The organism is Bradyrhizobium sp. th-b2, from assembly GCF_000426785.1.
Taxonomy (GTDB): domain Bacteria; phylum Pseudomonadota; class Alphaproteobacteria; order Rhizobiales; family Xanthobacteraceae; genus Bradyrhizobium; species Bradyrhizobium septentrionale.
This window is the reverse complement of sequence record NZ_AUGA01000013.1, coordinates 106,300-119,548: the sequence shown is the minus strand read 5'-3', so window position 1 is coordinate 119,548 and position 13,249 is coordinate 106,300. Positions and strand designations below refer to the sequence as shown.

General features: G+C 63.9%; 12 protein-coding genes. 10 read left to right on the top strand and 2 right to left on the bottom strand.

What is annotated here, in order from left to right:
• Window positions 1-33 precede the first annotated feature (33 nt).
• Complete coding sequence (locus K359_RS0117550) at window positions 34-228, bottom strand: hypothetical protein (protein WP_029080521.1); 195 nt, start codon at window positions 226-228, stop codon at window positions 34-36.
• 484 nt (window positions 229-712) lie between these two features.
• Between K359_RS0117550 and K359_RS52250 the strand changes: the two genes are divergently transcribed.
• The 8 genes from K359_RS52250 (at window position 713) to K359_RS0117510 (ending at window position 9,144) form a co-directional block, all read left to right on the top strand.
• Window positions 713-1,342: a TetR/AcrR family transcriptional regulator gene (locus K359_RS52250; protein WP_051346175.1), complete on the top strand. Its 630-nt coding sequence runs from the start codon at window positions 713-715 to the stop codon at window positions 1,340-1,342.
• Window positions 1,343-1,539: 197 nt separating this feature from the next.
• A complete protein-coding gene (locus tag K359_RS0117540) occupies window positions 1,540-2,316 on the top strand; it encodes an enoyl-CoA hydratase-related protein (RefSeq protein ID WP_035976704.1) in 777 nt (258 codons plus the stop codon).
• 33 nt (window positions 2,317-2,349) lie between these two features.
• Window positions 2,350-3,210, top strand: a complete 861-nt coding sequence (locus tag K359_RS0117535) for a xanthine dehydrogenase family protein subunit M (protein WP_029080519.1) — start codon at window positions 2,350-2,352, stop codon at window positions 3,208-3,210.
• A gap of 4 nt (window positions 3,211-3,214) precedes the next feature.
• A complete protein-coding gene (locus tag K359_RS0117530; protein WP_029080518.1) occupies window positions 3,215-3,697 on the top strand; it encodes a (2Fe-2S)-binding protein in 483 nt (160 codons plus the stop codon).
• Complete coding sequence (locus K359_RS0117525; RefSeq protein WP_029080517.1) at window positions 3,694-4,455, top strand: N-acyl homoserine lactonase family protein; 762 nt, start codon at window positions 3,694-3,696, stop codon at window positions 4,453-4,455. Before K359_RS0117530 ends, K359_RS0117525 begins: the two co-directional genes overlap by 4 nt.
• Window positions 4,448-6,850 (top strand): xanthine dehydrogenase family protein molybdopterin-binding subunit, encoded by a 2,403-nt coding sequence (locus K359_RS0117520; RefSeq protein ID WP_051346174.1) that lies wholly within the window; start codon window positions 4,448-4,450, stop codon window positions 6,848-6,850. The genes K359_RS0117525 and K359_RS0117520 overlap by 8 nt, the downstream gene beginning before the upstream one ends.
• A complete protein-coding gene (locus K359_RS0117515; protein WP_029080515.1) occupies window positions 6,843-7,592 on the top strand; it encodes an SDR family NAD(P)-dependent oxidoreductase in 750 nt (249 codons plus the stop codon). The genes K359_RS0117520 and K359_RS0117515 overlap by 8 nt, the downstream gene beginning before the upstream one ends.
• Window positions 7,593-7,602: 10 nt before the next feature.
• Window positions 7,603-9,144: a class I adenylate-forming enzyme family protein gene (locus K359_RS0117510; protein WP_029080514.1), complete on the top strand. Its 1,542-nt coding sequence runs from the start codon at window positions 7,603-7,605 to the stop codon at window positions 9,142-9,144.
• Window positions 9,145-9,159: 15 nt separating this feature from the next.
• Here K359_RS0117510 and K359_RS0117505 read toward each other — a convergent pair whose 3' ends face one another.
• The gene (locus K359_RS0117505; protein ID WP_245284641.1) at window positions 9,160-10,218 is read right to left on the bottom strand and encodes a helix-turn-helix domain-containing protein; all 1,059 of its coding nucleotides are present in this window, start codon (window positions 10,216-10,218) and stop codon (window positions 9,160-9,162) included.
• A gap of 164 nt (window positions 10,219-10,382) precedes the next feature.
• Between K359_RS0117505 and K359_RS0117500 the strand changes: the two genes are divergently transcribed.
• Together K359_RS0117500 and K359_RS0117495 are read left to right on the top strand one after the other, a co-directional pair.
• Complete coding sequence (locus tag K359_RS0117500; RefSeq protein WP_029080512.1) at window positions 10,383-11,612, top strand: ABC transporter substrate-binding protein; 1,230 nt, start codon at window positions 10,383-10,385, stop codon at window positions 11,610-11,612.
• 65 nt (window positions 11,613-11,677) lie between these two features.
• Window positions 11,678-13,231 carry a 4-hydroxyphenylacetate 3-hydroxylase family protein gene (locus K359_RS0117495; RefSeq protein ID WP_051346173.1) on the top strand — a complete coding sequence of 518 codons (1,554 nt, stop codon included), beginning with the start codon at window positions 11,678-11,680 and terminating at the stop codon, window positions 13,229-13,231.
• Window positions 13,232-13,249 lie beyond the last annotated feature (18 nt).

Genomic DNA, 13,249 nt, shown 5'->3' with positions numbered 1-13,249 from the left:
GGATCTGGAAGGCGTTGGCCTGCGCCGGCAGGTTCATCGCAGCGAGATATTTGGAGAAGGTCTGCGCGAGCAGGTTCTGCGCCGTGAGAGATTGGTTATCCGGTTCGTCGCCTGGCCGAACTCGGCGGCCTTGATGGCATCGGCGCCGGGCGAATTGCCCGCATCCTCCCGTTGGCGCGGCAGGTCGCGCCAAACGTCTCCGAAATCCGGATTGGTCCCGTGGCTCACGGCGCTCCTCCTGGTGGCGGATCGTTGTCCTGCCGATCGCTTTCGCCGTAAGGTCACCCGAGGCCGAAAGTCTCCGGGGAACGCCGCCTGGCGAAGCTTTCTCTTATTCTATCGCTCGCTTGATTGAATAGCAAGTCATCGCGATTTAATCGGCGGATCATGCTCCGTCAGAAGCCTGGATCGGATGACTACTTGTCCGGGGAGACCGTGATACCCGGCCGCCCCGAGCCGGGAGGCAAGATGCGCCGAAGGTGCCACATCTTCCGAAGGGCCAGATGCTTCGCGCCGCCATCGCCTTCGGCGAGCCCGGCTTGCGATTCAGGGGAAGGACGCCGTGGGCCGACGACGGCTGCGAAGTCCGCAAGGCCGCACAACGGAGCTGTCGAGCCCGGCAGCAATTCTCGACAACATGTGCTCAAAAGTGTAGATGGGCGGCAATCGAAAGCGGCGAGGCTGGTTGTTTCCGTTGACGGCTGACAAGAGAATGACGAAGCCCAAAGGGCGCGCGAAGGGCGGCGAGAAGAAGCCGAAATCGCTTCGACGAGGGCCCGACCGTCGCCGGCAGATCATCGCTGCCGCATCCGGGCTGTTCGCCCACAAAGGCTTCGAGGGCACCTCGATCCGGGAGATCGCCGCGGCATCCGGCGTGCTGTCAGGCTCGCTGTACTATCACTTTCCTTCCAAGGAAGACCTGCTGTTCACAGTGCATCAGGAGAGCCTGACGGCGATGCGCCGCGAGGTCGAAACTGCGATCGCCGGGGTTACCGATCCGTGGGCGCGGCTCGAGGAAGCGATCGTCGCGCATTGCCGTATCCTGCTCGGTGGCAGCGTCACCCGGGCCATTCTCACCCCGCCGCGCTACTACAATCTTCGAGGCGTCCGGAAGCTGGTTCGTCAGCGCGACGAGTATGAGCAGATCTTCGCGGGCCTGATCGATGAACTTCCGCTCAATCCCGACTGCGACCGGCATGCCTTCCGCCTGTCGATGCTCGGCGCCATGAACTGGACCGTGTTCTGGTTCAAGGCAGGCGGTCCGCTCAGCGTCGACCAGGTCGGCCGCCAGATCGCCCTCATGGTCCGCGGCGCTGCGATCGATCGCTCCCGCAAGCGATAGCCGGCGCTGCGCGCCGCGCCTGCCCTTCGCCTGGCGATTCCGGCCTCCCGATCATCCACTTACGAGGAAAGAACGTCAAAAAGCTCTTGCGGCTTGACGCGGCCGAATAAATTAGTCTACTTATGCAAGTGACAGGGAGCGCCGACTGTCCGTCGGAAAGTTTCCGGGATTCGTCGGCTGAGCGCCGGAGAGGTTACGTGTCGGAGGACATCCACATCGAGCGCCGCGACGGCATCGTTCACGTCATTCTGAATCGGCCTGCCGTGAAGAATGCCGTGACGTTGGCGATGTGGCGCGAAATGGCCGAGATCTTCGCGGGCTTCGCCGGAGACCGGGCGGTTCGCGGCATCGTCCTTCGGGGGGCGGGCAAGGATTTCTCGGTCGGCGCCGACATTTCCGAATTCGAAGTGATCAGGGACGACAGGCATCAAAGCGCCGCCTACGAAGTCGCAGTCGACGCCTGCTCGGGTGCGATTGCGGTGCTCGGAAAGCCGGTGGTGGCCGCGATCTCCGGCTATTGTCTCGGCGGCGGCTGCCATCTCGCGTTGGCGTGCGATTTCCGCTTCGGCGATCGAACCGCGACGTTCGGCATCCCCGCAGCGAGGCTTTCGATCGTCTACGGCCTGCATAGCGTGCAACGCCTGCTGGCCCTGACGGGAGTTTCGAACGCAAAGCGGATCCTCTACTCAGCGGACCGCTACCCAGCGGAGCAGGCGCTGTCGATGGGATTGCTCGACGAACTACACGAAGACGCAGGCCTCGCGGCGGAGGGCTTTCTGCAGCGGTTGGCGGCCAATGCGCCGCTGTCGATCGCCGGCGCGAAGTCCATGCTGAACGGGCTTTCGATGGGCGCCGGCGCGCTCGATCCGCCCGCGGCGCAGCGGCTCATCGACGAAGCCGCCGACAGCGAGGACTTCCAGGAAGGCCGCCGTGCGTTCGCGGAGAAGCGGTCGCCGCGATTCCGCGGCGCGTAGGTCCGGAAGGGAACCAGCTTTGGAGGGCACCCAATGAAGCCTGCCCAATTCGACTACGTCGTGCCGTCCACGGTGGAAGCCGCCGTCGAAGCGCTCGTTGCCGCGAACGGCGAAGGCAAGGTGCTGGCCGGCGGTCAAAGCCTGATGCCACTGTTGAACTTCCGGATGGCGCGTCCGACCGTGCTCGTCGACCTGAATCGCATCGAGGGATTGTCCTACATTGAGGACCGCGGCGACCGCATCGCCGTCGGCGCGCTGACGCGCCATCGCGAGCTGGAACATTCGCCGTTGATCGCCGCGAAGCTGCCGGTGATTGCGGCGGCGATGCGCCACGTCGCGCATCTTGCGATCCGCAACCGCGGCACGATCGGTGGCAGTCTGTCCCATGCGGATCCCGCTGCCGAACTCCCGATGCTTGCGACATTCTACGAAGCCGAAATCCTGGTCCAGGGGCCTTCGGGCCGCCGGAGGATCACCCCAAAGGAATTCTTCGTCGACGCCCTGACGAACTGCCTTGAGCCGGAAGAGATCGTGGTGGAGGTCGCGTTTCCGATCCTGAAGCAGGACGGCTGGGCATTCGAGGAGGTCGCGCGCCGCTTCGGCGATTTTGCGCTGGCCAGCATCGCCGTCTCCGTGCTCCGCGGCCCGTCCGGATTGGCGGCCGCGCGCGTCGCGGTGATGGGCGTGGCCGACACGCCGCGGCGGCTGAACGAGGCGGAGGAGAAACTCATCGCGTTGGAGCTCGACGACCGGATGCCCGATCGCTTCTCCGAGATCGTCGTCGCCCAGGTCTCGCCGAATGACGATCTCCATGCTTCGGCCGACTACCGCAAGCATCTGCTCGCACAACTGGCGAAACGGGCGTTGCAGACGGCGCTGGCGATGAGGGGCTGATCGGATGACAAGCAGCGTATCGGTGACCGTGAACGGCGAGAGCTACGACGTATCGGATGTCGAGCCGCGCTTGCTGCTTTCCGATTTCTTGCGTGACCGGCTTGGCCTGACCGGGACGCATGTCGGATGCGAGCACGGCGTGTGCGGTGCCTGCACGGTTCTGGTGAACGGCGACAGCGCGCGATCCTGCCTCATGTTGGCCGTCCAGGCCAACGGCGCGGAGATCGTTACGGTCGAAGGGCTCGGATCGCCGGAAGAGCTCAATGAGCTGCAGGCTCAGTTCCGCGAGCACCACGGGCTGCAGTGCGGCTTCTGTACGCCGGGCATGCTGATGACCGGCGAAGATCTGCTCCGGAAATATCCGCTCGTAACCGACGAGGACATCCGCGAGGGGCTCTCGGGCAATCTCTGCCGTTGCACCGGATATCAGAACATCATCGCGGCGATCCGAAGCGCCGCCGCCAAGCGCACGGAGAAGGCGTCATGAAGCTTAACTTCCTCGCCGCGGGGCGCCTCCGTATGAAGAAGAGCATCTACGTGCCGGACGCCGACCGCAGCGAAACCATCGATCTTCCCGTCAGCAGCGCGTTGATCCGGCACAAGCAGGGCAACGTGCTGTTCGATACCGGCTGTCATCCGTCTGTGGTCGACGATGCCGAGGGGCGGTGGGGACCGCTTGCCAAAGTCATGAAGCCAATGATGTACGCAAGCGAGACCTTGCTGCCGAGTCTCGCGTGCAGCGGCCTTGAACCCGGCGACATCGATATCGTCGTGAATTCGCACTTTCACCCCGACCATTGCGGCTGCAACCAGTTCTTCAAGAAGGCGACGATCCTGGCCCACGCGAAAGAGATCGAAGCCGCTAACGCGCCGCATGCCGACGCGTCCGGCTATCTCAGGGACGACTGGGACTACGGACAGCCGATCGAGCCCGTGAGCGGGGAAAAGGATTTGTTCGGCGATTCCAGCGTCGTTTTGGTGCCGCTGCCGGGCCACACGCCGGGGATGCTCGGGGCGCTCGTCAGCCTCGACCGCGACGGCCGGTTTCTGCTGGCCTCCGACGCGGTCAGTCTGCGGCAGAATCTCGATGCAGACGAGGCTCCGCGAAATACCTGGAACGTCGAGCAGCAGTTGAAGACCTTCCAGGAGATACGGCGAATCGAGCGGAACGGAGCCACCATCATCTGTGGCCATGACGACGCGCAGTGGCGGACCTTGCGCAAGGGATCCGAAGGCTATGAATAGCGATCGGCGCGCAGGTCCCTCCGACGTCCTGAGGCCGCGGAACGTCGGTGCGCCGATCAAGCGCACCGAAGACCCGCGTCTTCTGACCGGGAACGGCGAATACACGGCCGACCGGAAACCGGACCGGCCGCTTCATCTGGCGTTCCTTCGCAGCGGTCAGCCGCACGCGCTTATCGTCCGCATCGATAGCGCGGCGGCGCGGGCTGCGCCCGGCGTGGTCGCTGTGCTCACAGCGGAGGACATTGCCGGCGATTTCAAGCCGGTGATCCCGTTCTCGCGGATGCCGAACTACTACGCGACGCCGATCGTGCCACTTGCTTCCGGAAAGGTCCGCTACGTCGGGGAGGCTGTCGTCGCGGTCGTTGCGACATCGCGGTACCTGGCCGAGGACGCGCTCGAATTGATCGACGTCGAGTACGAACCGCTCGATGCAATCTCGCGCGCGGAATCCGCCATCGCAGATGGTGCGCCGCTGCTGCACGAAGCCGCCGGCACCAATGTGCTGATCGCCCGCGAATTCAAGAAGGGCGATGTTGCAGCCGATCTGAAGGCTGCCGCGGTCAAGGTCGGCGGCCGTTTCGAGATGACGCGCAAGGCGCCGCTCGCGATGGAGCCGCGAAGCTATACCGCGGAGTACGACAAGCGTCGTGATGCCATCACGCTCTACACGTCGTCGAACATTCCCGGCATCGTTCGCGACGCGGTCTCGGAATCGCTGGACCTGCCGGGGCATCGCCTGCGGGTGGTCGCACCGGACGTTGGCGGGAGCTTCGGGTCGAAGGGATCGCTCTATCCGGAGGAACTCCTGATCTGCATTGCGGCGCGCAGGCTTCGTCGGTCGGTCAAGTGGACGGCGGACAGGCTCGAAGACGTCAGCAGCAGCAGCCAGGCGTTCGCCGAAATCGTCGATGCGCAGATGGGGTTCGACGCGGATGGCATCGCGACCTCGCTGCAGGCGGACGTGATCGGGGACGTCGGCGCGTTCTCGATCTATCCATGGACCTGTGGCCTGGAACCCGTTCAGGTCGTGAGTTTCCTGCCGGGGCCCTACAGGATCGGATCCTACAGGGGCACTGTGCGCGGCGTTGCGACCTGCAAACCGCCGACCGGCCCTTACCGCGGCGTCGGCCGTCCGATCTCGACCTTCGTGGCGGAGCGGCTGATGGACCTCGGAGCGGCCGCGCTTGGCATCGATCCGCTCGAAATCAGGCGCCGGAATCTGGTCCGGGCGGAGGAGTTTCCGTACCGGATCGCGTCCGGAATTATCTGGGACAAGACCGGTTTCATCGAATGTCTCGAAGCCGCTGCAGAGGCGGCCGGCTATGACCAACTCCGCAAAGAACAGGCTGATGCGCGCAAGCAAGGGCGCCTGTTCGGCATCGGTATCGCTTCCTACGCCGAGTTGACGGGCATCGGCTCGAGGATCGCGGTGGCGCCGGGCATGCCGATCAATACCGGCTCCGAAACGGCAAGGATCACCATCGACTCGACTGGAGCCATTACCGCGGCATTCGGCGTCGCCTCGCATGGCCAGGGCCTCGAGACCACGTTGGCCCAGATCGTCGCCGACGATCTCGGAGCCCGGTTTGAGGACGTCCGCGTCATCCAGGGCGACAGCGACGAGGTGCCGATGTCGACCGGGACTTACGCAAGCCGCAGCGCTGTGCTCGGGGGCGGCGCTGCGAAGCACGCCTCCAGGATACTTCAGGAGAAGATCAAGCGGGTGGCCTCGCATCTCCTCGAAGCCAACGCTGATGACATCGAGGTGAGCGAAGGTAAGGCCGTTGTGCTTGGCACCGACCGCACCGTGACGTTCAAGCAGATCGCCAAGGCGGTCTATTCCGACATGAAGACGCTGCCGGTCGATGCACGTGAGGAATTGAGCGCCACCTACACCTACGATCCGATCAACGGGACGACCGCGGCCGCCACGCACATCGCCGTGGTCGAGGTCGATCCGGTGACATGCTTCGTGCGAATCCTCAAATTCGTCGTCGCCGAAGACTGCGGTCGTCTCATCAACCCGATGATCGTCGATGGTCAGGTGCATGGTGGCGTCGCGCAGGGCATCGGCGCCGCGTTGTTCGAGGAGCTGATCTATGACGAAGACGGCCAGCTCCTGACTGCGAGCCTCGTCGACTACATGATCCCTTCCGCGCCGGACATACCGTTCATGGACGTCGTTCATGTCGAGAGCGAATCCGCCGCGGCGGGCGGTTTCCGGGGCATGGGCGAGGGCGGCACGATCGGCGCGCCGGCGGCGATCGCCAACGCGATCGCCGATGCGCTGTCGCCGCTCGGTGTCGGTGTCTCGATCCTTCCGATGACGCCGGAGCGCATTTTCAAACTGATGGAACAAGCCAAGCTCAAATCGAGAGGAAAAGCAGATGAGTGACTTGAAAGGACGCGTTGCCCTGGTGACTGGAGGCGGACGGGATGTCGGCGCAGCCATCTCCCTGATGCTGGCAGAACGCGGCGCGAGCGTCGCCGTCAACTATCACAGTTCGAAGGCGGATGCCGAAGCGGTGGTCGCCGAGATCGGGAAGGCCGGCGGCAAGGCGAAGGCCTACGAGGCCGACATCGCGGACGCGGACATCGTCAAGAAGATGACCGCGGACATCAAGAGCGATTTCGGCGGGTTGGACATCCTGGTCAACAACGCCGGCCTGGTGTTCCGCAAGCGGTTCAGCGAGAGCACGCCGGAGGATTGGAAGAAGCAGATCGACACCTGCCTCTATGGCGCGCTGAATTGCTCCCACAGCGCAGGCCCCCTGCTCGAGGCGTCGGGCCGCGGACGGATCATCTCGATCATGGGCGACTCCTCCAGGGTCGGCGAATCCGGTTTGGCGCTTGGTGCCGCGGCGCGCGCCGGCACGATCGCACTGATGAAGTCGCTGGCGCGCGAATGGGGCCGTTCGGGCGTGACCGCCAATTCGATCTCACTCGGGCTGATTGAAACCGCGCACGACAAGACGTGGGTCGATGCGAACCGCGAGAAGCTGGTCAAGGCTTACGCGATCCGCCGTCTGGGACTGCCCTCCGACGTCGCGCCGCTGGTCACCCTGCTCGCCTCCGATGCCGGAAGCTGGATCACCGGGCAGGTGATCAGCGTCAACGGCGGATACAGTATGGTCTAGGGAGGGAGGCATGCTTCACGTCGATCTGATCGCGCCGATTGCGACGCTTCTTGAGCGTCACGCGCAGCAACGCCCGGGCCAAATAGCGTATTGGGATTCATCGCGATCCGTCACCTACGCGGCTCTCACCAGGCGGACAGCGTCGATCGCGGCCAACCTGACGAAGGCCGGTCTGCGCGACGGCGACAGGATCGCGATCTACCTGCCGAACGGCGTCGATTGGATCGAAGCATGCTTCGCCGCCTTGCGCGCCGGCGCGGTCGTTGTCCCCATCAGCTACGATGCGGCGGAGGGGGAGATCAGCTATCGGCTGATCGACGCCGGATGCGGCTTCGTCGTCACGACGCCTGCCAGAAAGGATACGATTCACAAGGTCTGCCGTGACTCCTCCATCGCGCCGGATGTGATCTTTGCGGGGGCGGATGCCGAAACGGAGAGCGTCTCGTTGGGCCGTCTCGCGGTCGACGATGCCGCAGCGCCCTCCGATCCCAATGATATCGATCGTTCGTCGTTCATCATCTACACGTCGGGGACGACCGGGCGGGCAAAGGGCGTGCTGCTGTCGCTACGCAGCATGCTTTGGATCACTGCGTCCTGCTGGGCGCCGATCGCGGAGTTGAACGAGAAGGACGTCGTGCTGTCGCCGTTGCCGCTGTTCCACTCCTACGGCCTCAATCTGTCCGTGCTCGGCGTGCTCGCCGTGGGCGCCAGCGAACACATCATGGAGAAGTTTTCGCCTCAGCAGGCGCTCGACCTGCTGCAGACCGGAAAGTATTCGGTGCTGCCGGGCGTGCCGACCATGTTCCACTATCTCATGTTGCGTGCCCAGGAGAGCGGTGTCGAGCGCCTCGGCGCGGTCCGGCTCTGCATCTCGGCCGGCGCCATCATGCCGGCGACCCTCAACCGCGGATTCGAGGATCGCTTCAGGACGCGGCTGCTCGACGGATACGGCATCACCGAGACCGCCACCATGGTGACGATGAACTGGCTGCGCGGCGCGCGACCGATGGGATCGTGCGGGCTGCCGGTGCCCGGGCTTGCCGTACGGATCGTCGATCCGTCGTCCGCCGAGGACGTCCCGTTCGGCGAGGAGGGCGAGTTGATCGTCCGCGGACCGAACCTGATGCAGGGCTATCACAACAAGCCGGCGGAGACTGCGTCGGCGCTGCGCAAGGGCTGGTATCACACCGGTGATCTCGCGAGGTCGGACCCGGCGGGCTATCTGACGATCACAGGCCGGATCAAGGAGCTCATCATCCGTGGCGGTCAGAACATCGCGCCCGCCGAGATCGAGGAGGTCGTCGTCCGGCATCCCCAGGTCAAGGACTGCGCCGTGGTCGGCGTGAAGCATGCGACGCTCGGAGAGGTGCCCTGCCTCTTCGTCGTTGCGAAGGACAACGAACTCGATGTGGCTGCGCTGCTCGATCATTGCAGGGCGCATCTGTCGGCCTACAAGATTCCCGAGGCGACCCATCTCGTCGGCGAAATTCCAAGGACCGGCTCCGGGAAGATCATGCGTTTCAAGCTGGTCGAAGCGTTGAGCCAGGCGTGAACGGAAGGACGCCGTTCAGTCCACCGATCGCGGCCCCAGGGCGCCGAACGATTTGGGATCGTAGGTCAGCCGGTAGCGCATATCCGCGGCGACGATCGGCTGTTTGCAGCGGTCGCAATCCACCGAAGCGTTGAAGTCGTGTCCGCATTTGAGATGGGTGAGCAGCAGTGGGGGCTTGCCTTTGGAGAGCCAGCGATCGCCCCATCGCAGCATCGCGATGAAGGGGCCATAGAGATCCAGTCCCATCTCGGTCAGAAGATATTCGTAGCGGTCGGGGGAGCTCTGGTATTGCCGGCGGTGGAAGACGCCGTTGGCAACCAGGCGGTTGAGCCGATCGGTCAGGATGTTCGGCGCGATCGCGAGCTCGGTCAGGATCTTGTCGTAGCGGCGGTTGCCGAAGAATCCCTCGCGAACGACCATGAAGCTCCACTTGTCGCCGATGATCTCCAGGGCGCGCGAAACCGAACTCGGGCGCCCGAGCATGAACCGGCTCCCGTCGGAAGCCCGCCTGGTGTTGCGGCCCGGCTTGGCAGGGCGTCGTCCGGCGCCGGGGCCGTCCCGGTACGTCGCACCGCGCGCGCCGACGCTTTCGCCGCAATGGGAGCACGTGACGATGGGGTGGCTGTCGCAACCGCAATTGGTGTGGATCAGCGTCAGCGGAGGAGGCTTGCCCTTGGATAGCCAACGATCGCCGAACTGCATGAGCGCGATGAAGCTCGGATAGAGATCGAACCCCATCTTGGTCAGCCGGTACTCCTTGCGTTGCGAGGAGCCGGGCGCGACCTGGCGGAAGATGGCGAGCTGGGTGAGCTTCCTCAGCCGGTCGGTGAGTGTGGCCCGCGGGATGCCGAGCGCCGAACGGAACGCTTCAAACGTCTGCGTTCCGAAGAACGCTTCGCGGATGATCAGGAATGCCCAGGCATCGGACACGATGTCCAGCGTGCGCGCGACCGAACAATTGCGTTCGGTTCGACCGGCGGCCGTCCGGTCCGCAGCCGCCGGTGACCTCGGTTTGGCCGAGGCTTTGGTGCTCTGAATCTTGGCGGCGGCGGGCATTCCGGAAAGTCCATCCATGCAGCCACCGCGAGTGCGGCGGCCCCGAAAGTAGCGCACCTCTAGCACATCGGCGCGATTGACTCGCTCGAAAAATCAGTCTAGTTATGCATGTAATATAAGTCTAGTTATGCTAGTTAAAGAAATATAGAAATCGGCGGCATGAGACCCCGGGGAGGAACGTCATGAACCTGAAAATAGCGAGCGTCCTGGTCGCATCCGTTGCGACGCTGGTGGTCATCAATGGCGGCGCCGCCGCCCAGACCGCGGCGATTTCGGACGGCGTCGTGAAAATCGGCGTGCTGACGGATATGTCCGGACAGTTCTCGCACGAATCCGGCGAAGGAGCCGTTACGGCGATCAAGATGGCCGTCGAGGATTTCGGCGGCAAGGTTCTCGGCAAGCCGATCGAGGTCGTCGTCGCCGACCACCAGAACAAACCCGACACCGCATCAGCGCTGGCGCGCAAATGGTTCGACGTCGATCACGTCGACATGATCGGCAACCTTATCAATTCCTCGATCGCGCTCACGGTCTCCGGACTGGCGAAGGAGAAGAACCGAATCGCCATCATCAACGGCTCCGGATCATCCCGGCTGACCGGGGATGCGTGCACGCCGAATAGCGTCCACTATGCCTACGATACCTACGCCCTCGCGCGCGGCACGGGCACAGCGCTCGCCAAAGAGGGCAAGAAGTCGTGGTATTTCCTGACCGCCGACTACGCATTCGGGCATGCGCTCGAAGCCGATACCTCGGCAGTCGTGAAGGCGATGGGCGGCGAAGTCGTCGGGGCGACCCGCTATCCGCCCGAGACGTTCGACCAGTCCTCTTTCCTGCTCCAGGCGCAGTCGTCGAAAGCGCAGGTCGTTGCGCTGGCCGGCTCCGGCAACGTGCTGGTGAACTCGATCAAGTCGGCCCAGGAGTTCGGGATCCAGCACGGCGGACAGACGCTCGCGGGGCTGCTCGTCTGGATCACCGACGTCAAGAGTCTGGGCCTCAGCGCGGCGCAGGGGCTGGTGCTGACAAACGCCTTCTACTGGGACCGCGACGACGAGACGCGGGCGTGGTCGAAGCGGTTCTTCGAGCGCATGAAGCGGCCGCCGCATATGGGCGACGCCGGCGACTATTCGTCCACCATGCACTATCTGCGGGCCGTCCAGGCCGCGGGCACCGACGATGCGCAGGCCGTCATGAGCAAGATGCGCGAGCTGCGGATCAACGATTTCTTCGCCAGGAACGGCAGGATCCGGGAGGACGGCCGCATGGTCCACGACATGTACGTCTACGAGGTCAAGAAGCCGTCGGAGTCGAAGGGCGATTGGGATTTCTACAAGCTTCGCGAAGTTATTCCCGGCGATCAGGCGTTTCGTCCGCTCAAGGACAGCGCGTGCCCGCTGGTGAAGAAAGGTTGACACAGATCGATAACAGGGGCCGCGATGCCGTTGCGTTGCGGCCCCGCACCGATGGAGGCATCGTGATGGATCAGGACGTCGTCGCCGGCGGCTCGGCTCAGTTCTGCAATCCGATCCGGTCCGGCTCCGAATATATCGAGAGCCTGAGAGGGCGGAAGCTGAAGGTCTATCTGATGGGTGAGGCGGTCGAGGAGCCGGTCGACCATCCGATCATCAAGCCGTCGATCAACGCGGTCGCGAGGACCTACGACCTCGCCAACGAGGATCCCGAACTGGCGTCCGCTATCTCGCCTCTGACCGGGGACCGCGTGAACCGCTTCCTCCACATCTCTGCGAGCCCCGGCGATCTCGTCATGCAGAACAAGATGCAGCGTCGTCTCGGGCAACTGACGGGTACGTGCTTCCAGCGCTGCGTCGGCATGGATGCGCTCAATTCGCTGCATTCGGTGACATACGATCTGGATGGGAAGCACAGCACCGGCTATCACGCGCGGTTCAAGCAGTTCCTCGCGCGCGTGCAGCGCGCGAACCTGGTCATCGGCGGCGCGATGACGGATGTGAAGGGCGATCGCGGGCGATCGCCGTCGCAGCAGGCTGATCCGGATCTCTTCCTTCACGTCGTGCGCCGCACGTCGGAAGGCGTCTATGTTAGCGGCGCGAAGGCGCATCAGACGGGCTGCCTGAATTCGCATTGGCTGATCGTGATGCCGACGATGCGGCTGGAGGCTGCCGACAAAGACTACGCGATCGCCGGCGCCATCCCGGTGGACGCCGACGGCATCACCTACATCTATGGCCGGCAATCCTGTGATACGCGCAGCGCCGAGGAGGGCGACATCGACGCCGGCAACGCGCGGTTCTCCGGCCAGGAAGCGATGATCGTCTTCGAGGAGGTGTTCATTCCGAATGAACTCGTCTTCCTCGACGGGGAGTTCGAGTTTGCCTCCACGCTGGTCGAACGCTTCACCTGCTACCATCGCCGCAGCTACGTGTGCAAAACGGGCGTGGGCGACGTGCTGATCGGCGCGGCCGCCGCGGTCGCGGATTACAACGGTGTCGAGCACGTCTCGCATGTACGCGACAAGCTCGTCGAGATGACCCATCTCAACGAGACGATCTATGGCACCGGTGTCGCCGCGAGCCATCAGGGGATCGCGATGAAGTCCGGGGCGTATCTTCCGGACGAGATGCTGGCGAATGTGTGCAAACACCACGTCACGCGTTTTCCCTACGAGATCGGCCGCCTGGCGCAGGATCTTGCCGGCGGATTGATGGTCACCCTTCCTTCTGAGCGCGAGCTAAGGCACGAAACGGTCGGCCCCCTGATCGAAAAATATCTCAAGGGACGTCCGGAGGTCTCAACCGAGGACAGGATCCGGGTCCTGCGCCTGGTGGAAAATATGACGCTCGGCAGGAACGCCGTGGGATATCTCACCGAGTCCATGCACGGCGCGGGATCACCTCAGGCGCAGCGGATCCAGATCGCCCGTTCGATGCAGATCGAGTTCAGGAAGACGTTGGCGAAGACTTTGGCCGGCGTCGCCGACGCCTCGCGCGCGCAGATATCGAACGACCTGTCCACCTACATGGCGCGGGTGTTCGCGCCGGTTCGCAATTGATGCTCGCTATGCATTCCC